The 22356-nt window shown below is 45.2% G+C and carries 26 protein-coding genes; 1 reads left to right on the top strand and 25 read right to left on the bottom strand.

Annotated features, from left to right (window positions below; genetic code table 11):
- Nucleotides 1-558: 558 nt before the first annotated feature.
- Nucleotides 559-942, bottom strand: a complete 384-nt coding sequence (locus tag B3M51_RS14390) for a cupin domain-containing protein (protein ID WP_292479450.1) — start codon at nucleotides 940-942, stop codon at nucleotides 559-561.
- 161 nt (nucleotides 943-1103) lie between these two features.
- Entirely contained in the window at nucleotides 1104-1466 is a 363-nt protein-coding gene (locus B3M51_RS14385; protein ID WP_292760132.1) for a cupin domain-containing protein, read from the bottom strand.
- A 114-nt stretch (nucleotides 1467-1580) separates the two neighbouring features.
- Between B3M51_RS14385 and B3M51_RS14380 the strand changes: the two genes are divergently transcribed.
- Nucleotides 1581-2306 carry a lipase family protein gene (locus tag B3M51_RS14380; RefSeq protein WP_292760130.1) on the top strand — a complete coding sequence of 242 codons (726 nt, stop codon included), beginning with the start codon at nucleotides 1581-1583 and terminating at the stop codon, nucleotides 2304-2306.
- 14 nt (nucleotides 2307-2320) lie between these two features.
- Here B3M51_RS14380 and cysK read toward each other — a convergent pair whose 3' ends face one another.
- The 23 genes from cysK to B3M51_RS14265 form a co-directional block, all read right to left on the bottom strand.
- Complete coding sequence (gene cysK, locus B3M51_RS14375) at nucleotides 2321-3277, bottom strand: cysteine synthase A (RefSeq protein ID WP_292479447.1); 957 nt, start codon at nucleotides 3275-3277, stop codon at nucleotides 2321-2323.
- A gap of 134 nt (nucleotides 3278-3411) precedes the next feature.
- On the bottom strand, nucleotides 3412-3846 hold the full coding sequence (locus tag B3M51_RS14370) for a CBS domain-containing protein (RefSeq protein ID WP_292760128.1): 435 nt from the start codon (nucleotides 3844-3846) through the stop codon (nucleotides 3412-3414).
- 58 nt (nucleotides 3847-3904) lie between these two features.
- Entirely contained in the window at nucleotides 3905-4099 is a 195-nt protein-coding gene (gene nqrM / locus B3M51_RS14365; protein ID WP_292479445.1) for a (Na+)-NQR maturation NqrM, read from the bottom strand.
- Nucleotides 4100-5317, bottom strand: coding sequence for an NADH:ubiquinone reductase (Na(+)-transporting) subunit F (gene nqrF, locus B3M51_RS14360; RefSeq protein WP_292479444.1), 1218 nt, complete (start codon nucleotides 5315-5317; stop codon nucleotides 4100-4102).
- The gene (nqrE, locus tag B3M51_RS14355) at nucleotides 5317-5925 is read right to left on the bottom strand and encodes an NADH:ubiquinone reductase (Na(+)-transporting) subunit E (protein ID WP_292356696.1); all 609 of its coding nucleotides are present in this window, start codon (nucleotides 5923-5925) and stop codon (nucleotides 5317-5319) included. Before nqrE ends, nqrF begins: the two co-directional genes overlap by 1 nt.
- Nucleotides 5926-6588 carry an NADH:ubiquinone reductase (Na(+)-transporting) subunit D gene (locus B3M51_RS14350; RefSeq protein ID WP_104935147.1) on the bottom strand — a complete coding sequence of 221 codons (663 nt, stop codon included), beginning with the start codon at nucleotides 6586-6588 and terminating at the stop codon, nucleotides 5926-5928.
- A complete protein-coding gene (locus tag B3M51_RS14345) occupies nucleotides 6588-7415 on the bottom strand; it encodes a Na(+)-translocating NADH-quinone reductase subunit C (protein WP_292479443.1) in 828 nt (275 codons plus the stop codon). Before B3M51_RS14345 ends, B3M51_RS14350 begins: the two co-directional genes overlap by 1 nt.
- Nucleotides 7416-7417: 2 nt before the next feature.
- On the bottom strand, nucleotides 7418-8626 hold the full coding sequence (locus B3M51_RS14340) for an NADH:ubiquinone reductase (Na(+)-transporting) subunit B (protein ID WP_292479442.1): 1209 nt from the start codon (nucleotides 8624-8626) through the stop codon (nucleotides 7418-7420).
- Nucleotides 8627-8628: 2 nt separating this feature from the next.
- Nucleotides 8629-9978 (bottom strand): Na(+)-translocating NADH-quinone reductase subunit A, encoded by a 1350-nt coding sequence (locus B3M51_RS14335; RefSeq protein WP_292760126.1) that lies wholly within the window; start codon nucleotides 9976-9978, stop codon nucleotides 8629-8631.
- Between the two features lie 99 nt (nucleotides 9979-10077).
- Nucleotides 10078-11253, bottom strand: coding sequence for an MFS transporter (locus B3M51_RS14330; RefSeq protein ID WP_292760124.1), 1176 nt, complete (start codon nucleotides 11251-11253; stop codon nucleotides 10078-10080).
- An 11-nt stretch (nucleotides 11254-11264) separates the two neighbouring features.
- Nucleotides 11265-12362: a chorismate synthase gene (gene aroC, locus B3M51_RS14325; RefSeq protein WP_292760122.1), complete on the bottom strand. Its 1098-nt coding sequence runs from the start codon at nucleotides 12360-12362 to the stop codon at nucleotides 11265-11267.
- Between the two features lie 15 nt (nucleotides 12363-12377).
- Entirely contained in the window at nucleotides 12378-13736 is a 1359-nt protein-coding gene (mgtE, locus tag B3M51_RS14320) for a magnesium transporter (RefSeq protein WP_292356682.1), read from the bottom strand.
- Nucleotides 13737-13763: 27 nt separating this feature from the next.
- Complete coding sequence (gene ptsP, locus B3M51_RS14315; protein WP_292760120.1) at nucleotides 13764-15551, bottom strand: phosphoenolpyruvate--protein phosphotransferase; 1788 nt, start codon at nucleotides 15549-15551, stop codon at nucleotides 13764-13766.
- Nucleotides 15548-15820 (bottom strand): HPr family phosphocarrier protein, encoded by a 273-nt coding sequence (locus B3M51_RS14310; RefSeq protein ID WP_292479438.1) that lies wholly within the window; start codon nucleotides 15818-15820, stop codon nucleotides 15548-15550. The genes ptsP and B3M51_RS14310 overlap by 4 nt, the downstream gene beginning before the upstream one ends.
- On the bottom strand, nucleotides 15817-16221 hold the full coding sequence (locus tag B3M51_RS14305; RefSeq protein WP_226071461.1) for a PTS sugar transporter subunit IIA: 405 nt from the start codon (nucleotides 16219-16221) through the stop codon (nucleotides 15817-15819). The genes B3M51_RS14310 and B3M51_RS14305 overlap by 4 nt, the downstream gene beginning before the upstream one ends.
- A 96-nt stretch (nucleotides 16222-16317) precedes the next feature.
- A complete protein-coding gene (locus B3M51_RS14300) occupies nucleotides 16318-16836 on the bottom strand; it encodes an HPr kinase/phosphorylase (protein ID WP_292479437.1) in 519 nt (172 codons plus the stop codon).
- 6 nt (nucleotides 16837-16842) lie between these two features.
- Entirely contained in the window at nucleotides 16843-17304 is a 462-nt protein-coding gene (locus tag B3M51_RS14295; RefSeq protein WP_292479436.1) for a PTS sugar transporter subunit IIA, read from the bottom strand.
- A gap of 15 nt (nucleotides 17305-17319) precedes the next feature.
- A complete protein-coding gene (gene hpf, locus B3M51_RS14290) occupies nucleotides 17320-17646 on the bottom strand; it encodes a ribosome hibernation-promoting factor, HPF/YfiA family (RefSeq protein WP_292479435.1) in 327 nt (108 codons plus the stop codon).
- A 35-nt stretch (nucleotides 17647-17681) separates the two neighbouring features.
- Nucleotides 17682-19136, bottom strand: coding sequence for an RNA polymerase factor sigma-54 (locus B3M51_RS14285; protein WP_292479434.1), 1455 nt, complete (start codon nucleotides 19134-19136; stop codon nucleotides 17682-17684).
- Between the two features lie 86 nt (nucleotides 19137-19222).
- Nucleotides 19223-20212, bottom strand: a complete 990-nt coding sequence (locus B3M51_RS14280; RefSeq protein WP_292479433.1) for an ABC transporter ATP-binding protein — start codon at nucleotides 20210-20212, stop codon at nucleotides 19223-19225.
- A complete protein-coding gene (locus B3M51_RS14275; protein ID WP_292760117.1) occupies nucleotides 20209-20901 on the bottom strand; it encodes an ABC transporter permease in 693 nt (230 codons plus the stop codon). Before B3M51_RS14275 ends, B3M51_RS14280 begins: the two co-directional genes overlap by 4 nt.
- A 19-nt stretch (nucleotides 20902-20920) precedes the next feature.
- On the bottom strand, nucleotides 20921-21772 hold the full coding sequence (gene metF, locus B3M51_RS14270) for a methylenetetrahydrofolate reductase [NAD(P)H] (RefSeq protein WP_292356665.1): 852 nt from the start codon (nucleotides 21770-21772) through the stop codon (nucleotides 20921-20923).
- 56 nt (nucleotides 21773-21828) lie between these two features.
- Nucleotides 21829-22356 (bottom strand): adenosylhomocysteinase (locus B3M51_RS14265; protein ID WP_292760115.1); only part of this gene is annotated, 528 nt, incomplete at its 5' end.

Raw genomic sequence — 22356 nt, 5'->3', positions numbered from 1 at the left:
TAGGTCACTGCCAGGCTTTAATATAAAACAAGCCCGACGCGAAAGCGCCGGGCTTTTTTTATATTCAAAACGTGTGGTGAATTAACTTGAGCATGGCAACCCCCATGTGACATTATCGCCAGGACAAGCAATGTTCCAGAAATTGTTTTGCATACACTCCGTCCATGGAGATAAGCGATAATGGACGCCGGTAGGCGCCCGAAGGATGAGATGCATGGACGCATCTCATCAAAGTAGGTCACCGATAACGGCTCCTGCGTTGTCGGCATACATCACATCCATGTGAATAACTGTCAGGCTTTAATACAAAACGATACCCGGTCCTCATAGCGGTTCGGGAATTTTTTTTGTCTATCCATTTTACAATGACCTCACCTGAGCATGTGAACAATCCAAGTGGCCGCTAATTGCTAGCATACGATGAACAGAAATGTTCAAGTATCAGGAAGCACAGGAGCGATATCTCAATAAGCGGAAGCTAAATGACGTTAATATTCATCAGATTAACAGCATTTAACTTAGTTATTTATGGAGTGGGCAATCCATTTAAGTGTTCAGTTATTCACCAAATGGTGATGTCACATCCTGAGGTACACTAATCGCAAAAATCTTGCGTACTTTTTGTTCTGTCTTCCAGGTACCCTTAAAACCGGCTTTTACCAGAAAACTGTCACCGGCTTTATAGGTTACAGAGTTGCCATCTTCATTCTTCAATGTGGCCTTACCTTCGAACATGTGAACCATTTCATCAGCATTATAGGTTACTCGATAGGTACCTGGCGTAGCTTCCCAAAAACCCGTTAATAACTTACCGTCTTCAGAGACATGTTCTAGCCAAGTTGTCATTGTTGGCGAACCTTCAAATGGTACCCAACCATCAAGGTCTGAGGTAATTGATGTAACGCTGGGTGCCGAGAAATTTCCAAAACTAATCGTTTTCATGTCCATACTCCAAGTGTTTAAGCAAAGGTTAAGTATTGCAATAAAGTAGTAATGTTATAAATCCACATTAAGTGGTAATCATAAATGGCAATAGACAATCGGCACGACAATTAACAACTTCCATAAGGTTTCCAGTAATACGGAGAAAAGTAGTGCTTAGTTCAGATAGACTGATAGTTATCTGCTTCAAAACTAGGGGTACATAAGGCAAGGAAAATAAGATCTTTGGTTCCGGTATTGGTGATTCGTTGGCGCGTATTCGCAGGAATAATTACCACATCTCCTGGATTTACTTTCTGAGCAGCATGATCTCCAATTTCGACGGATGCATTACCTTCCAGAATGACATAGCGTTCTATAGTATCTCTTAACTTGTGCCATTCAGTAGTAACGCCAGGTTCAACTCGTGCCTGAGCAATGGAAAGCTCAGGATCTTCTGGTTGGTTTGACAGTTCATTGATATAACATCCTTCAACAAAAAAGTACTCTTTGTTGGCTTGAAAGCGGTTGATATGTGGTTTCATAAGTAAATTGGTACCCTTATAGCTAAAAACTGATTTATCTAAATAGAGGCTGCATAATAGTTTTTGGCATCTTCTATGCAGATTTTTTCATGTCACCCTTTAAGGAGGTGTTCCATGAAAATGTTCATGTTGTTATTTCTCCTCTCATTTACCGTGCAAGCAAATGATATATCATCCTGGAATCGTCTTATTCTGTCGGGGGGAACACATATTATGATCAGCTTCGTTCCTCCTGATTTAAAGCAAGCTGACGTACTAAATATTTTTATTGAAGGGGATGGTGAACCTGGTGTCGCATTAAGACTGGCACAGGAGACAGGTGGAAATAGTGTCTATATAGGTCGTCCCTGCCAATATCTGAAAGTTACCCGATTTAATTCCTGTAATCGTGAACTATGGACTTCACACCGCTATTCTCAAGACGTAGTTGATTCGATGGATAAGGCTATTTCTGCATTAAAACAGCAGTACCAAGCAAGCCAAGTTAGACTTGTTGGCTATTCTGGCGGCGGTGCTATTGCATCAATAATTGCATCAAAAAGGAGCGATGTTGCACTATTATTGACCATTGCAGGTAATCTGGATCATAGATGGTGGACCGAGTTCAATGATTCAGCACCACTATCCGGCTCTTTAAACCCAATCGATTACAGCGCAGCATTAGAGACAGTACCTCAGGTACATCTGATAGGTGATCATGATTTTGTAGTACCCGGTTCAGTATTGATGTCTTATCTGTCAAAATTTAAAACCCGTGACAAAGTAAAAAGCTATCTGGTGGGGGGGGCTGATCACACTTGCTGTTGGTCAATGGCTGTGGCTGCAGTTCTGCCTGAATAAATGCAAATGGCTGACTAGCCTAAGCTTTTCAGCCATTCATCATCTGAACCTTCATTCATTCCCTCGAACAAATAAGTCGATAGATAGCGTTCTCCAGTGTCAGGTAACATAGCCAGAATAACTGAACCATCGGCTGCATTCTCAGCGACTTTCATTGCTGCTGCAACAGTGCCGCCACAAGATAATCCACAGAAAATACCTTCTTCACTGGCTAATCGTAATGCCCAGCTTTTGGAATCTTCATCGGTGACGGGATATAGCTCATCGTAAACATCACGATTTAATACATCTGGAATAAAATCCGGAGTCCATCCCTGAATTTTATGAGGATGCCAGTCATCTCCAGCGAGCATGGAAGCTGCAGCAGGTTCTGTGGCAACAATTTTGGTATCAGGTCTGGCAAGTTTAATCATTTCCCCAGCACCGGTTAATGTACCACCAGTGCCCCAACCTGAGACCCAATAATCGAGTTGTTTACCAGCAAAATCACGTAGAATTTCTGGGCCAGTAGTATTACGATGAAAGGCGGGATTGGCAGGGTTTTCAAATTGTCGAGCTAGGAACCAGCCATGTTTTTCAGCGAGTTCCTCAGCTTTTTTAACCATACCAGTGCCTTTTTCAGCTGCCGGAGTAAGGATTACCTTGGCTCCCATAGCACGCATAATTTTACGACGTTCCACCGAGAATGTTTCAACCATAGTGGCAACAAAAGGGTAACCTTTCGCTGCACATACCATTGCTAAAGCAATGCCGGTATTACCAGAAGTGGCTTCAATAACTGTTTGACCGGGTTTTAATACCCCACGTTTTTCAGCGTCATCAATAACCGCAAATGCCAGTCGATCCTTCACAGAAGCCATCGGGTTAAAGGCTTCGATCTTAACGTACATATCTACGTGCTTGGGAGCTATATTGTTTAGACGAACAATAGGAGTATTACCGATAGTGTCGAGGATGCTGTTATAAATCATAAAAACTCAGTAGATTTGATTGGGATAATCCAAGCTTACACTAAATTGCTTATGCAAAAAAATCCCGCTACAAAATCAGTTGGGAATAAACAAAAACAGCCGCATAGCGGCTGTTTCAAAAGGGAAAATATCTATCAGGAAACGCTGTTACTAACATGAATATTTTGTTTTGTTGATTGTTTTGCTGGTTGCTTGCTATCAGGATTAGACGTCATTTCAAGTGCTTTAAGAATATTTTGTCTGGTAATTGAGCCGACTAGACGATTTTCTTTAATCACTGGTAAGCACTTGTAGGCAGTTTTTAAAAACTTTTCAGCGACTTCAATAATTGATGCCTCAAAATCAATTGTCTCAACCTGGTTATGCATATACTCTTCAACTTTACCCGCTGATTCGCCCTGATAAGCAGCATTAAGTGCCACTTGCATACAGTCTTTTTCAGAAAGAAAACCAATCAAATTACCATGTTGATCGATAACGGGAGCACCGGAGATTTTAAATTCAATCAGCTGATGAATTGCACGTAATACATCCATCTCAGGTGTAAAAGTAATCTTGGTGCCATTCATATGATCTTTGACTTTGAGTGATGCAAGCATGGGCTACTCCCTGACGCTGTATAGTTTGTTATTGTGCCCGCTTACGGGCTTCACACTCTTCTTTTTCCTGAATCGAGCAGGCACCACCACAACTTCCCGACAGACCAACTTGATTCAATCCACCACAACTGCCTTTTATTGCTGAGCGACCAAAGATTACACCAATGGCCATAGCTATAACAGCCAGTAAAATAATCACAAATGCGGCAAGAAAAGTACTCATCTAGCCTCCAAAATCATCAAGCATGATGTTTTCAGGTTCAACACCCAAATCTTCAAGCATTTTGATCACCGCTGCATTCATCATCGGTGGTCCACACATATAATATTCACAATCTTCCGGTGCAGGATGATCTTTCAGGTAATTTTCGTATATGACGTTGTGAATAAAGCCTGTGTAGCCAGTCCAGTTATCTTCCGGCAGAGCATCAGATAAAGCGACATGCCAAGTAAAGTTGTCATTTTCAGCGGCCAGTTCATCAAAATCTTCGGTATAAAACATTTCACGTAAACTACGGGCACCATACCAGAAGGTCATTTTACGTTTTGATTTCAGGCGGCGTAATTGATCAAAAATATGCGAACGCATAGGAGCCATACCGGCACCACCACCGATAAATACCATTTCTCTATCTGTGTCTTTGGCAAAAAATTCGCCAAATGGACCCGAAATAGTCACTTTATCACCCGGTTTGAGATCAAAGATGTAGGAAGACATGATGCCTGGTGGCACATCATCGGCATTTGGCGGTGGTGATGCTATCCGCACATTCAGCATCACAATGCCTTTTTCTTCAGGATAGTTAGCCATAGAGTAGGCTCTGACCACATTTTCTTTAACTACTGATTTATAACGCCATAAATCAAACCGATCCCAATCCGGCCGGTATTCATCGGCAATGATGAAGTTTTTATATTCAACGGTATGTGGAGGGCATTCGATCTGGATAAAGCCACCAGCTCGGAAATTAACGCTTTCACCCTCAGGTAGTTCGAGAATCAACTCTTTAATAAATGTGGCGACATTATCATTGGAGCGAACGGTACATTCCCATTTTTTGACACCGAAAACTTCTTCCGGTACCTGAATCCGCATATTCTGTTTGACGGCAACCTGACAAGATAAGCGATCACCTTCTGTAGCTTCACGTTTGGTGATATGCGATTCTTCAGTGGGTAGAATCGAGCCACCACCTTCAAAAATCTTTACTTTGCACTGCGCACAAGTGCCACCGCCGCCACAGGCAGAAGAAACAAACAGGTTTGCGTCAGCCAAAGCGCCTAATAATTTACCACCTGCCTTGGTTTTAATGGTTTTTTCGTCATTAACGATAATTTCGATATCACCCGTGGCTACCAGCTTTGAGCGTGCACTGAGAATAACGAATACCAGCACCATGATGATGAGTGTGAAGAGAACAATGCCTAAAATGATTTCCATTAGAGTTGAATCCCCGAAAATGCCATGAACCCTAACGCCATCAATCCAGCAGTAATAAAGGTAATGCCAAGACCTTGTAAGCCGTCAGGGACATCGGAATATTTAAGTTTCTCTCTGATGCCTGCAATTGCTGTAATAGCTAATGCCCAGCCGAAGCCACTACCTACACCATATACTGCACTTTCTGCCAGATTGTAATCACGTTCAACCATAAACAGCGTACCACCTAAAATGGCGCAGTTGACCGTAATTAATGGCAGGAAAATACCCAAAGCGTTATAAAGGGCCGGAACGTATTTATCCATTGCCATTTCAATGATTTGTACCATCGCGGCAATAACGCCAATATAGCTGATGAGTCCTAAAAAGCTTAAATCCACATCAGGTAAACCGGCCCAGGACAAAGCCCCTTCTTTAAGCAGATATTGATAAATCAGATTGTTGGTTGGCACTGTGATGGCCTGAACCAATACCACTGCAATACCAAGCCCTAAAGCTGTTTCAATTTTTTTAGAAACGGCAAGAAAGGTACACATACCTAAAAAGAAAGCGAGCGCCAGATTTTCAACAAAAATCGAGCGTATAAACAGGCTGAGGTAATGCTCCATTTACAAGACCTCCGTACGGTGTACTTGGTGAATTTGATAATCCGGCGCCTCAACCTGCTGTGGTTTCCAGCTACGAATAGCCCAAATCATCAGACCGATAATAAAAAACGCACTGGGCGGTAACAGCATCAACCCATTGGGTACATACCAGCCACCTTCATTCGCTACCGGAATAATGGTATGGCCAAAAAGTTTGCCGGCTCCAAATAATTCACGGAAGAACGCTACGACTAACAATACCACGCTATACCCCAAGCCATTTCCGAGCCCATCTAGAAAGCTCATACCGGGAGAGTTTTTCATAGCGTAAGCTTCAGCTCGACCCAAAACGATACAGTTGGTGATAATCAAGCCCACAAATACCGATAACTGTTTGCTGGCTTCATACGCATAGGCTTTGAGAATCTGGTCAACAATAATGACCAATGAGGCAATGACCGTCATTTGAACAATGATACGAATACTTGAAGGGATGTGATGACGAATCGAACTGATGATGGCTCCGGAGAAAGCTGTAACTGACGTCAGCGCGATACACATAATCAGCGCTGCAGTCATGTTGGTAGTTACTGCCAGAGCAGAGCAAATTCCTAATACCTGTAACGTTATCGGATTATTATCAATAATTGGATCAATAACATTATTTTTTGCTTGGCTTGCCATCAGTTAATCCCCTGTTCGGAACGCATACTCTTCAAATAAGGGCCAAATCCGTCTTCACCTAACCAGAATGAAATCATATTGGAAACGCCTTTACTGGTCAGTGTGGCACCAGATAATCCATCGACCTTGTATTCTGCCTGGGGTGAATTGTTATCCACATAACCACGGGCAACCCTGAATTCTACATTGCCGTTTTCATCATATATTTTTTTGCCTTCCCATTTGGCTAACCAGCGCGGGTTTTCTATTTCACCACCTAAGCCGGGCGTTTCTGCATGTTCGTAAAAACGCAATCCTTGAATAGTATTGAAATCACTCCCTAAAGAAAGAAATCCGTACATGGTTGACCATAATCCATAGCCATGAATAGGAATAACCAGTTGTTGGATTTGATCGCCATCTCGAAGAATATAAACGGGTGCATATTTAGCTCGTGAACCAATTCCGGCTACATCCTGCTGATTGTCTAGACGTACTCCCAAATCCGGTGAACCAGATGCTTTACGCTGGTCATAAGTGGCAGGATCAAGATCTGTTTCAGCGTATTGGCCAGTGGCCAGATCAACTAAACGAACCTCAAATTTTTCAAAAGCCGCTTCCATGTCCATACCCGGCTCAAACTGATCGGTAACGGCCAGAATATTTTGTCGAATATCGTTCTTTTGGTTCACAACTTGGCGAGATTTTAATGAAACTGCTGCTGTTGAAACCAGAACCGAACATACCAGACAAAGCACAATGGCGATGAATATAGTCTTTTTAGGATCATCGTTTGGCAGCTGCATCAGCTGGCCTAAAAAACCTTTTTTCTGCGTAATTTCTGCCATGATTAGCTTCGCTGTAGTCTTCGTTTAATGTTGGACTGAACGACAAAATAGTCGATAAGTGGTGCAAATATATTGGCAAACAGAATAGCTAGCATAATACCCTCTGGGAAGGCAGGGTTGACTACCCGTATCAGTACCGTCATAAAGCCAATCAAAATACCGTAAATCCAGCGGCCTTTATTAGTCATGGCAGCAGACACCGGATCTGTAGCCATGAAAACCATACCAAATGCAAATCCACCCAAAGACAAGTGCCAGTACCAGGGAAGCCCAAACATTGGATTAGTATCGCTGCCAATCATATTGAAAAGCCAGCTAGTGGCCACCATACCAAGGAATACCCCGAAGATGATACGGAAAGAGGCAATGCGGGTATAAAGCAGAAAAGCCGCGCCAAGCAAAATGGCCAGGGTAGAAGTTTCACCTAATGAACCTGGCATATGACCGATGAAAGTCTGAGTCCAGGTATAGCCTGCTTCAGTGACGGATTCCAAGCCACCTAATGCTGCCAGAGCGAGGGGAGTTGCTCCTGTATAGCCATCAATAGCGGTCCATACGGCATCCCCGGACATTTGTGCCGGGTAGGCAAAGTACAGAAATGCACGACCTGTTAATGCCGGATTCAGGAAGTTTTTACCGGTACCACCAAAAACTTCTTTACCAATTACCACACCAAAAATAATACCCAGCGCAACCTGCCAGAGGGGAGTAGAGGGTGGGAGCGTAAGGCTGTAGAGCATTGAGGTAACCAGAAAGCCTTCATTTACTTCGTGATTTCTCACTGCAGCAAAAATAACTTCAAAAGTACCGCCGGCGATAAGCGTTGTCAGATATATCGGTAAAAAGTAGAGCAATCCATGAAACATGTTGGAGAACAGGCTATTAGGATCATAACCAATACCAAAGCTGGTCAGGATCCAGCCACGCCAGCCTTCAAGAGTCGACATGCCTAGTTGCGCCATGGCGCTGTTGGCCTGAAAACCGGTATTCCACAGCATCAGCATTAAAACAGGAAAAGTCGCCAGTACGACATAACTCATTACCCGTTTAAGATCGATACCATCACGAACATGTGGCGAACCCCGGGTAACATCGCCAGGACTATAGATGAATGTATCGATCATCTCATAAACGGCAAAGTACTTCTCGTAAGGCCCGCCTTTTTGGAATGACGGCTCTATCCGGTCTAGGAATCTTCTTAAACGCGCCATGGTTATCCTTCTTTTTCTATTTGTGTAAGATTGGCTCTCAGCGCAGGACCATAGTCATATTTTCCAGAACAGACGTATGAACATAAGGCCAAGTCTTCTTCATCCAGCTCAAGACACCCAAGAGCCTGAGCAGAGTCAGTATCTCTGACCAATAAAGCTCTCAGCAGTTGCGTTGGCAAAATATCCATAGGGACAACGGTTTCAAAAACCCCCACCGGAACCATGGCGCGTGGACTACCATTCTGTGAGGTGGTGAGCGGCAAATCCTTCTTACCAAATATTTTGCTGAAAAAAACGTTCAGGGCAGAGTATTTATTGGTGCCGCCAGGCCGGATCCATCCCAGTATCTCACGATGTGTTCCCTCTTCGAGAACAGATATCTGTGTATGAAAACGACCAAGAAAGGCAGCCCAATTATTGGCGGTATGTCCATTGAGGACTGAGCCGGAAATCACACGGGAGCGAATATTCTGAACTTCTCCGCGAACCAGTTCTTCAGTGTTGGCTCCAAGGCGGGTGCGGAGCAGCCGTGGGTTATTCACCATCGGACCTGCCAGTGAAATAATCCGTTCTACCCAAAGGTGACCTGTGGTGAACAGTTTGCCAATGGCGATCACATCCTGATAACCGATATGCCAAACCGTTTTTTTGCTGCTGACAGGTTCAATAAAATGTATGTGAGTACCCACCAGTCCTGCAGGGTGTGGACCAGAGAATGTCGGTGTTTCAATATTTTGCAAATCTGGAGTGGGTAAAGCCGCCTTAGGTGATTGACAGAGATAAAGTTTACCGCTGGTCAGATGACTTAATACTGTTAGACCGTTACGAAAATCGTCAGCATATTCGTTGATAATCAGATTGGGATCGGCAGCAAGCGGATTAGTATCAATCGCTGTAATAAAGATTGCCTTGGGTTCACTGTCCAATTCTGGTGTTTTGCTGTAGGGGCGAGTACGCAGAGCGGTCCATAATCCCGATTCAACCAGATTCTGTTGGACCTGATCTCGGCTGAGCGTTGGTAATTCATCTGGTGAGTAGTGTTTAAAAGTGACTTCCTCATCACCTTCAAGCTCAATCACTACTGATTGCAAGGCCCGTTTGGCTCCACGATTAATCGCTTTGATTATGCCCGCGCCGGGAGCCGTATAGGTTACACCGGGGATTTTTTTATCGGTGAATATTGCTTCACCAAGTTTAACCCGCTGGCCCTCTTCAACCAGCATCGTTGGTTTCATGCCGACGTATTCGAGACCCAACACAGCAACTGAAGCGACCGGATTAGCCTGGCTAATTTTTTGTTCCGGAGCACCAGCAAGGGGCAATGTCAGCCCTTTCTTAATTGAGAAATGCATATCCCACCTAGTCAGAAGCAGTGCTTGAGCACTGTTGGCTTTGAAATTATCAATGTAGGAGTATAGCGGCTTTGCGGTACTTAAGGGAAGCTTACCATGTCAATAATGTGGTTGTTTTTCCATAGCGGAATTGCTGTTTTTAAGCCAGATAAAGCCGATTAAAAAAGCACCAATCGCAGTTACTGCTGCCAGCATAAAAGTCATTTCCGGTCCCGGAGTCAGCCATAGATAGCCACTCAATAAGCTTCCCACCGCGCCACCGGCACCAAAACTCATACTGCTGTAAAGTGCCTGTCCACGGCCTTGATTACGGCCTGTGAAGTGCTGATGAACCCATGCAATTGAAGCAGCATGAAAAGCACCATAACTGGCAGCGTGTAATGATTGTGCGGCGATAAGCATAATTACCTGGTCGGCATAAAGTGCAATCAGCAACCAGCGAAAAGCTGCCAGTAACAGACTACCGAGTAATACCTTGCGAATACCAAAGCGAGGTAGCCAGCGATGCATCACCAGAAACACCATTAATTCAGCGACCACCCCTAACGCCCATAATTGACCAATCAAGGTACGGCTATAACCATGCTGTTCCAGATAAATACTGTAAAACGTGTAGTAAGGCCCATGGCTGACCAGCATTAAAAAGCAGATAGCTAAAAAGGCGCGGACAGCAGGTTGTTTAAGCACCTGTTTTATAGGGATGTGATTGAGACTGAGGTGACGACTGGCAGATTCAGGAACAGTGAGACTGATCAGCCAGATACCGCTGATGGACAATAACAACGCATAGGGAACGATGCCTGCATCATAACGATCCATTAGCCAACCCAGTAAGACCACGACACAGATAAACCCAATGGAACCCCAGACGCGGATCTTACTGTAATGATGACTATGTTCCCCAAGGTGCTGCAGGGTAGTGACTTCAAATTGGGGAAGCGAAGCATTCCAGAAAAAACTGAAGACCATTAATACAACGGCAATCCAGTAATAACTTTGTGAAATAAATATGCCTGAGAACGCTACGATACTCAGTAAGCTGGCCAGTCGAACAATTTGTAGACGTTGTCCGCGGTGATCAGCAATCCAACCCCAGACATTGGGAGCAATGATTCGGGTTGCCAATAGAATGGCGGTTAATTCACCGATTTGTCTGGCGCTGAATCCTTCCCATTGTAGATAAAGCCCCCAATAGGGCACCAGAATGCCCAGGGTGGCAAAATAAAACAGATAAAACCCTGACAGTCGCCAGTAGGGTAGTCCGGAAAAAGGCACCAGCGATCAGGTTAGGCTTGTGCCGGAATAATAGGGGTGTCAGTGTTTACATCCATATTCTGGGCCCGATGACGTAACATATGATCCATCAATACCAGTGCCAGCATGGCTTCTGCAATTGGAGTGGCACGAATACCGACACAAGGATCATGACGACCATGAGTGACGACTTCGATGGCTTCCCCCCGTGTGTTGATGCTTTTTCCGGGAATACGCAGACTGGAAGTGGGTTTGAGTGCCATGCTTACCAGCAAGTCCTGTCCACTGGAAATACCACCTAAAGTTCCGCCAGCATTATTGGTCAGGAAACCTTCGGGTGTCAGTTCATCCCGATGTTCAGTACCTTTCTGGGTAACCGATTCAAAACCGGCACCAATTTCCACGCCTTTTACCGCGTTGATACTCATCATCGCATGGGCGATATCGGCATCCAGACGATCAAAAATAGGTTCACCCAGCCCCGGTGGAACATGGCGTGCAATAACATTAATGCGGGCACCAATGGAATTGCCTTCCTTACGTAAGGCATCCATATAATCTTCCAGCTGGCTTTCAATAGTGGGATCCGGATTAAAAAACAGACTATTTTCGATATGCGCCCAATCCAGTGTTTCAGCTTTAATTGGACCAAGCTGGCTCAAATACCCCTGAATTTCGATACCATAACGTTGTTTAAGAAATTTTTTGGCAATACCACCAGCGGCCACTCGCATTGCGGTTTCACGTGCTGATGATCGGCCACCACCACGGTAATCACGGAAACCATATTTGTGGTGATAGGCATAATCTGCATGGGCCGGGCGGAATTGTTCGGCAATATTGCCGTAATCCTTGGAGCGCTGATCCACGTTTTCAATCAATAGACCAATCGGGGTTCCGGTAGTCTTGCCTTCAAAAATACCGGAAAGAATCTTGACCTGATCAGGTTCACGGCGCTGGGTTTCATGGCGGCTTTTTCCCGGTTTACGCCGATCCAGATCATTCTGTAGATCGGCTTCGGATAATTCCAGTCCGGGAGGGCAACCATCGACAATACAGCCCAGAGCGGTGCCGTGGCTTTCACCAAACGTGGTGACTGTGAAAAGTTTTCCGAAACTGTTGCCTGACATAATCAAAAATCCGAGTTAAACGATAAATAGAGTAGCAAAACCGAGGAAAGCCATAAATCCGACCACATCGGTGACAGTGGTTAACAGCACGCTGCCGGACAATGCGGGATCAATGCCGATACGTTTTAGTCCCAGGGGAATCATTACCCCGGCAACGGCAGCAGCCGTCATATTAACAATAATGGCGGCACCAATCATGATTCCCAGTAAAAAATTACCGAACCATAGGTAGGTTACAAAAGCGATAGCAATTGCCCAAATCACCCCATTGGCCATGCCCACCAGAAATTCTTTGCGTAATAACCAGCGTTGATTTTTATCATTCAACTGGTCCAGTGCCATAGAGCGTATCACCAGTGTTAATGTCTGGCTGCCGGCAATACCACCCATGCTGGCAACAATTGGCATTAATACAGCCAACGCCACCAGTTTTTCGATGGTGGTATCAAATAACCCGATAACCCATGCGGCTAAAAATGCCGTCAGCAGGTTGATACCAAGCCATACCGAGCGGCGATGAATACTTTTTTTAACCGGGGCAAACGTATCTTCGTCTTCGCTTAAACCGGCCATACTCAATAAAGAGTGTTCGGCTTCATCCCGGATAACATCGACCACGTCATCGATGGTAATGCGGCCCAGCAGATGATTATCTTTATCGACAACAGGCGCGGATATCAGATCATGTTTTTCAAAACGGTGTGCGACATCATGATCCGACATATTGGCGGGAATGGGATCCACCTGATGCGACATCGCTTCACGTACGGTAAGAGAACGGCTACGGCTGACAACCTGTGACAAGCGCAGCGTACCAAGATATTTATCCTGATGATCAACGACATACAGACTGTCAGTGTTTTCGGGTAATTCCCCATACTTACGTAAATAACGTAATACCACTTCCAATGTGATATCCGAGCGCACGGTGACCACATCGGTGTTCATCAAACCACCGGCAGTATCTTCTTCATAAGCCAGAATGGCTTCAATCCGACGTCGACGTTGCGAGTTCATGGCACGCAACACTTCCTGCATCACATGGCCAGGGAGATCCTGAAGAATATCGACAACATCATCGGTATCCAGATCTTCAGTAGCGCTCAACAGATCAGCGGTATCCATGCCGGTCATCAGGCCGGTACGAACATCTTCCCCAATATAGGAAAGTACCTCACCTCGTAACTCAGGGTTGATGATTGGCCAGCATACCAGCCGTTCATTGGGGGGAAGAGATTCCAGTAGATGAGCGGTTTCAGCAGGGTGTAAGCTGGCTAACAAGCGGCGCATTCTGACAAAGCGGCCACTTTTCAGCGCCTCGGAAAATGCATTCAGCGAGTGATTGAGACTGCGGTGTTGGTCCAGCTCAGACATATCCGGCTCCAGAGGGCGTCGGTACTTTTAGGGGGAGGTTTCGCAGGCTATTTTAGCCTGCTTACNNTGATGAATCGGTGCGTTGATTTGTTCCAGTAACATATCGGCTTCAAGTGCATCTGACACTTGCATAATACTCAGCGTGTTATCCGGTAATAAACTCAAATCGGTTTCGTTAATGATTTGCTTTATTTCCAGCAACGCATTGGGATGCATACTGAAATGTTCCAGTCCCATTGCCAGCAACAGCCGGGCATAGCGAGGATCACCGGCCATTTCACCACACATTGATACTGGAATATTAAATTTCCTGCCCGCTTCCAGCGTCATATGAATCAGCCGTAACACGGCAGGATGCAATGGGTCGTAGAGATAGTTGACGGTGTCATCAATACGGTCGATGGCCAGAGTATATTGAATCAAATCATTCGTGCCGATAGATAGAAAATCTACATGACGGGCAAACATTTCTGCGCAGACTGCACTGGCCGGGATTTCGATCATTGCGCCGATTTCTACCTGACGATCATATTCCAGACCTTCCTTATCCAGTTCGATCTTGCACTGTTCAAGTAAATTACGTGCCTGTAACAATTCATGCATGGTGGAAATCATCGGGAACATGATTTTGATTTTGCCATAGGCCGATGCTCTCAGAATCGCTCTCAACTGCGTGCGGAACATGGCGGGCTGAGTCAGGCAGAGCCGAATAGCCCGCAATCCCAGTGCCGGATTAGTAACCACTGTCTGAGTCAGGTGACGACCACCATCAACGGTCTTATCTGCCCCCAGATCGAAGGTGCGAATGGTGACCGGTTGATTATTCATACCTTCGACAACATCACGATAAGCGGCGAGCTGTTCTTCCTCTTCGGGTGGAGCCAATCGGTTCATATAGAGAAATTCGGTCCGATACAGTCCGATACCTTGCGCCCCGGCATTGGTGATAGTGGAAATATCTTCTGGCAATTCCGCATTGGCCAGAAGCGTAATGGTCTTGCCATCACGGGTACGCGTCGGCTGGGACTTATAGCGACTCAGAGATGAAATATGTTCATCAAACGCAATACGCCGTTGTTGATATTCTCTGAGCGTTCCTTCGTCAGCACCGGCAATCATGATGCCAGCTTCACCATCGACGATCAGTGGCTCATTGTCCTGCACATAGCGACGAACAGATTCCACACCGACAATTGCCGGAATACCCAGGCTGCGTGCCAGGATTGTGGTATGTGAAGTTGCGCCACCATGTTCGGTAACAAATGCGGCAATACCCTGATGTTGCATTAAAACGGTATCTGCAGGCGTCAAATCTTCAGCAATGATGATATGACCTTTCAGCCGTCCATCAGCAATTTCGTGATCAGCAACTTCCTGATCGGCCAGAATCCGATGGATACGATTGACCACATGATCAACATCATCACGGCGTGTCCGCAGATACGGATCATCCATTTCGTTGAATACGTTGATTAATGCATCACGTTGCAATTGCAACGCCCATTCAGCATTGCAGCGACGTTGACGGATCATATCGACCGGTACTTTGGTCAGTGATGAATCGCCCAGCATTAAGATATGCGTATCAATAAACGAAGTCACATCAGCCGGGGCGTTGGCAGGAATATGGTTACGAATGGATTTAAGCTGTTGCTTGGCCTGTTCAATCGCATCAAGCAAGCGTTCCACTTCCTGTTCAATGGAAAATGCCGGGATCAGATATTCACGAACATCCGGCTGATTGTGAAACAGAATATGGGCACGGCCGATCGCGATACCTCGAGAAACACCAATGCCTTGTAGCTCGAGCGTCATTGGCCTTCTCCGAAGTAATTGGCAATCAACTCCCCGATAGCTTTTAACGCAGTTTCGGCATCTTCACCTTCTGCTGTGACCTGAATTTCAGTGCCTTTGGCAGCGGCTAACATCATCACTCCCATAATACTTTTGCCATTAACCTGACGATTATCCTTGGATACTTGAATATCCGCCTGGAACTCAGAAGCAGTGGTGACAAATTTTGCAGCAGCACGGGCATGTAATCCCAGGCGATTTATGATGGTAAATGTCTGTTCCTGTTTCATGGCCGATACCCTGAGTGATGACAACGTACAATGCCTTCCTGGCCACCACTAACCGCTTTGTTTTCAAGTTCATCAAGGCTTAGGGTTGGATAGTTTAAAACACGGATTAGCATGGGGAGATTGAGCCCTGAAACAATTCGGATATCTTCACGATCTGAGACCGCGCAGGCAATATTGCTGGGGGTTGAGCCAAACATATCTGTCAAAATCAAAATTCCATTTCCCTGATCCAGTCCAATCAATTCACCATCCAGCTGTTTGCGTATGGCGTCGGGATTATCTTTGACTTCGATAGAGATAACTTTAGTGGGCAGCGGGCAGCAGGAAAGCATTTGTCTGGCCGTGTTTATCAACTCGGTGCCGATATGATTGTGCGATACGATTAAAATACCTACGGTCATCTTGGTTCTCTTGGTCACCAGCAAAAGTCAGACTGGAAGGGCAGTTTACCGCCAATGAATGTAATGTATATGAGCGTTTTAGGCAAATATTGCTGCTTAAAATGCCATTTTATCAAGCTGCCAAAGCTGCATTTTTTCATGGCTGTCTTTATGTATCGTCTGCATTGTCAACCAGCTATCAATTCGGGTTTTGAACGAGGCTGGATTCTCAACAGATAATGTCAATACAACTAATGGTTTACCAAGAATGACTTTCTGGTCTGTTGGGGTGGCGACACTGGCTTGAGGATGATGGACCTGTTTTAGTTCAATACACAAATCTGCAATGCTGCTGGCATGCCAGCTAGCTTCACCACACACTTTGCGGATATCCATCAGGCCTAATTCACGGGTATGCAGTAAACCTGAAAGTAGTTTGGGGCAGTGCGCTATAAGCTGATCATTCTCCAGGGTAAAATCCACCACATCATCAGCAATCAGTTCTGCGCCCTGATGAATTAATTCGAGTGCCAGACTGCTTTTTCCAACACCGGGTTCACCAAAAATAAAGATGCCTTTATCCCGATAATGAATCATCACACCATGTTGGCTATCCATGGCTGCTGGCAAAGACATAACAGATTATTCTTCGTCGATGGAAAGCAATAATTCAAAGATGGCTTCAGCGTTGGAAGCCTGTCGAATGCGACTGCAGATTTCTTCATCTCGAAACAACGTCACCAGACGTGACAGATGTTGTAAATGATGTTCGGTATCATCCTCCGGCACCAATAAACCAAAGGCGATATCAATCGGTTTACCATCAGCCGCTTCAAATTCGACAGGCGTTTCCAGTGTCAGCATTGCGGCCACGGTGTGGGTAAGATCCGGGACACGGGCGTGGGGAATTGCCACGCCCTTGCCTAATCCGGTACTGCCCAAACGTTCACGTTCAAGCAGAACTTGAAATATTTTTTCAGCAGTCGCTGCACTCGTATTGGCTGCCAGCATACGACTGAGATTTTCGATCACCCGTTTTTTACTGGTAGCTTCATCGTGGAAACTGATGTTGTCCGCATTTACGAGCAGTGCAGCGATAAGCATGAAAATTCCCGCTCCTTAACTAGCGTTATGTTTTTGAATCGCACCATCAGCTTGATGGTGGTTAGTAATTTTATCTTTGTGTTTGATGATTTGTCGATCCAGTTTTGCAACCAGATTTTCAATAGCGGAATACATATTTTCCTGCTCGTCAGAAGCAAATAAGTCGGCGCCACTGGCATGAACAGTTGCTTCAGCTTTTTGCCGAAGTTTTTCGACAGATAACACCACATGCACGTTGGTCATGTGATCAAAATGACGAGTCAGTTTCTCGAATTTTTTATTGACGTGGTCCCGAAGGCTGTCAGTGATATCTATATGTTGTCCGCTTAGATTTAATTGCATAATGCATCACTCCTGTTGGTGGACTAAAACTGGCATTACACCAGTCGCTTACGCTCATTTGAGGGCGCTATCGCTAATGTTTCGCGGTACTTTGCAATGGTACGACGAGCGACATTAATGCCCTGTTCCCCCAGAATATCAGCAATTTTGCTGTCACTCAGGGGTTTTCTCGGATTTTCCGCGGCGACCAGTTTTTTGATGATCGCCCGGATGGCTGTTGCAGAACATTCCCCACCACTTTCAGTACCGACATGGCTGGAGAAAAAGAATTTAAGTTCAAAAATTCCCCGTGGCGTGTGCAGATATTTGCGAGTCGTTACGCGGGAGATAGTGGATTCATGCATTTCCACGGTCTCGGCTATATCTGCCAATACTAAAGGTTTCATGGCCTCTTCGCCGTGATCAAGAAAGTCACGTTGGCGTTCCACAATTGCTTGGGTGACTTTAAGTAATGTCTCATTACGGCTTTGTAAACTTTTCAGAAACCAACGTGCTTCCTGCAAATTATTTTTCAGATAGGTGTTCTCTTCACTACTATCGGCCCGGTTGATTAACGAGGCGTAATGTTCGGCAATCTGCAGTTTAGGTGCATTGTCAGGATTGAGTGACAATTGCCATTTGCCATGAACTTTTATCGCATAAACATCCGGTACGATATATTCAGTTTTGTCAGTTTGGATACTACTGCCGGGGCGCGGGTTAAGCAACTGAATTGAGCGAACCAGATCGGTTAATTCATCATCGCTGACTTTCAAAGCACGTTTAATCAGGGCGTAATCACGTTTAGCCAATGTATCCAGATGTTTGTCTATCAGCTCTGTAAGCAACTCAACATGCTTTAAAGCGACAGTCGATTCGTATAATCGTAATTGGATCAGCAAACACTCACGCAGATCCCGAGCACCAACGCCAACTGGATCAAAGTGATGAATCCGGTGTAATACCGTTTCAATCTCATCGAGTTCTACTTCAGCAAATTCTTCACCAAGGCTTTGCTGAATCTCTTCCAAAGTGGTTTTCAGGTAACCATCGTCTTCAATGGAATCAATAATAGTGGTGGCAATTGCCTGTTCAGTTTCACTAAATGGGGTGAGGCGCATTTGCCAGAGTAGATGCTGTTGCAGGCTGTCAGTGCTTTCGTCCTGATTATCCCGCTCAAAATCGCTGTCTCCGGATGGACCGGAACTCGTCATAGTCTGGGAATTATCGTAGGTATCTTCCCATTTGCTATCGACTGGCAGATCTTCGGGAATATCAGTATTTTCCAGTTCGCTGATTTCGCGGCTACCGGTATCTTCATCACGACGGACAGTGGCTGGCTCGTCGTAATCGTATTCTTCCTCTACTTCCAGAAGGGGATTGGTTTCCAGTGCTTCCTGAATTTCTGTCTGCAACTCCAAGGATGATAATTGCAACAAACGAATCGCTTGCTGCAACTGTGGAGTCATCGACAGGCTTTGACCAATGCGTAGCTGTAATGAGGGTTTCACTTAATGTTTTGATTTAATGTTGTGACCATGAGTTTATGTTACCGCAATCGTCGCGCCGTTGCCTATACGTCTTTCTAAAATAAAAATCACAACAGGCTAACCGCAGTGGCTTTAAAACTAATCCATAGCGAATCACCCAGAGAAAGCTCTAGAGAAGATAAAGCCTGGTGACTGATTATCACTTCAAATTTATCACCACAATCAACCGTCAGCCGCACCGCTTTATCTGCTTCACTGATGCTGGTAAGTCGCCCAGGTAACTGGTTACGGGCACTGCTATCCGAATGAGCATGCTTACTAATAGTTATGGCCAGCGGATCGATTGCAATATGTCTGGCAGAAAGAGAACCTTCCGCAGCAAAGATTTTCAGTGTTTTGGTATGAAAGATTTCGCCATCATAATGACCATGGAACAGATTCAGCAGTGGAGCCGAAACCGGTTTTCCCTTAAGCAGTTGTATCGTATGAGGTGTGATAGCAGATGCCTGCAATCGGTCATGGGTTGAAAACAGTACCGTACGCTTACCATCGTTAGACAACATGGTGATCACGTCTTCAAACTGGCGCTGGTGAAAGCTGTCCAGATTGGCAAATGGTTCGTCTAGCAACAGGATATCGGGTTCAAATGCCAGCACTCTGGCAATTGCAACACGACGTTGTTCTCCGCCAGACAGGGTGCTGGCGGTTTGATCTGCCAACTGAGTCAAATTAACGGTTTCCAGTGCCTGTTGTAGTTGAGAGGTGTGTCGAGCTTTATCAACTTTTTGTAGCTTTAGTGCCAGGAGGATATTGTCTGTTACGGTGCCGGGTAGCATATAGGGATGTTGTGGTACCAGCCCGATTTGGTGACGCTGTTTGGCTGGTGAACCAGTGATTTTATTTCCCAATACACTGATATCACCTGAATCGGGCTTTTGCAATAAAGCCAGTAAGTGGAACAGGGTGGATTTTCCTGCGCCGTTTTCACCGAGTACAGCCATGCATTCATTGGCAGGGATATTGAGTTGCTCAATATCCAGTGCCAGCTGACCGTTATAAAGAACTTTAATGTTGTTTAATTGAAAGGCGTCGTTCATGTCAGTCGCCGGTTAATCCAGGACAAAGCGAAATTCAGGATAAAAGCGATTATTAGCAACACTATGCCTAGCGCCAATGCCAGTTCAAATTCGCCTTTACTGGTTTCCAGTGCGATGGCGGTAGTCATGGTTCGGGTGTAGCCTTCAATATTTCCACCCAGCATCATTGCCGCGCCAACTTCACCTATGGCACGGCCAAAGCCTGTCAAAATGGCTACCAGTACCGCCAGTCTAACGGCTTTTAATACCTGAAAGCATTGTTGCCATTTATCTGCGCCGAGACTTTTTAAGGTCAAAATTAGTCGTGGATCAGCGGTGTTGACGGTCACCAGAGTCAGATTCATCATGATGGGGAATATCAGGATACTCTGCGCGATAATCATGGCGGATTGGGTATAAAGTAACCCCAATTCCCCTAATGGTCCCATTCGACTGAATAGCCCATAGAGTAATAATCCAATAACCACGGTAGGCATGGCCATTAAAGTATTGAGGATATGTTGCAGTATAGCTTTACCGGAAAATTCGGTTAATGCCGTAAATACACCCGCAGGGATAGCCAGTAAAGCAGCAATGAAAGCAGCAGCAACTGAAATACTGACCGATGTCTGAATAATCTCCCAGACAGTGGCATCAAAAGCTATCAGCAGTTTAAGCGCTGCGGTAAAAGATGCACCAAAAAAGTCCATGGCTAAGGAAGCCTAATAATCAGCGAACCAATCCCAGCCGTTCGCACACGGTTAATACAGGCTGTGTTTTATTCATTGAATAAAAGTGTAAGCCGGGTACGTCCAGTTTAATCAGTTTTTCAGTAAATTCAGTCAGGTAATCGGTAGTAAATGCCTGCATCGAGACACTGTCATCATAAAACTCTTCCAGACGTTTTTTGAGCCAACGAGGAATTTCTGCACCACAGGCTGCAGAGAACCGCGCGAGTTGAGTGTAATTATTGATGGGCATAATGCCGGGAATTATCGGAATATCAATGCCTTTTTTCTGGCAGCGTTCTACAAAATACAGATAAGAATCAATGTTGAAAAAATACTGTGTAATGGCGCTGTCAGCACCAGCATCGACTTTACGTTTGAAATTTTCCAGATCGACACCGGCATCCTGTGCCTGAGGATGTACTTCGGGGTAAGCTGCAACTTCAATAGTGAAATGATCGCCGGTTTCTTTGCGAATAAATTGCACCAGTTCATTAGCATAACGAAAATCACCCGGATCACGCATGCCAGAGGGTAAATCACCTCTTAATGCCACCACGCGGGAAATTCCATTATCGATATAGGTTTGCAGGATAGTACGGATGCGTTCTTTTGATGATCCCACACAGGATAAATGCGGAGCTGCATCAATTCCGGTCTCTGCTGCGCGTTGTTGTATAGCGATAACCGCCTCAAGCGTATTATCCTGAGTCGATCCCCCTGCACCAAAAGTCACGGAGTAAAATTCAGGTTTTAATACAGCTAATCGCTCTTGCACCAATAAAAGATTTTGTGCACCTTTTTCCGTTTTTGGCGGAAAAAATTCACAGCTGATAACAGGTTGTTTGGACATGATGCTTACTTTAGGTAAAAGAAAAAGGGCTAACACTTAGGTTAGCCCTGCTTAACTTAGTAACGGTAGTGTTCAGGTTTATAGGGGCCTTGTTGCTCAAGCCCTAAATATTTGGCCTGTTCAGCATTTAATTCGGTCAGATTAGCACCGATTCGGCCTAAATGCAGCCGGGCCACTTTCTCGTCTAGACGTTTTGGCAAGACATACACTTTATTCTCGTAGTTGGCACTGTTATGCCATAACTCGATTTGCGCCATGACCTGATTAGTGAAAGACGCTGACATTACAAAGCTTGGATGACCGGTTGCACAGCCCAGATTGACCAGACGACCTTCAGCCAACAGGATAATACGCTTACCATCAGGGAAAATAACGTGGTCAACCTGAGGCTTAATGTTTTCCCACTCGTAGTTACGTAGTGAAGCTACATCAATTTCGTTATCAAAGTGACCGATGTTACAAACGATAGCTTCGTTACGCATCGCTGCCATATGATCATGATTAATGACATTGATATTACCGGTAGCAGTCACAAAGATATCGGCCTTATCAGCGACTTCATCCATGGTGACAATACGGTAACC

The sequence above is a fragment of the Methylophaga sp. UBA2689 genome (assembly GCA_002354555.1).
GTDB lineage: Bacteria > Pseudomonadota > Gammaproteobacteria > Nitrosococcales > Methylophagaceae > Methylophaga.
This window is presented reverse-complemented; position numbering and strand designations above follow the sequence as displayed.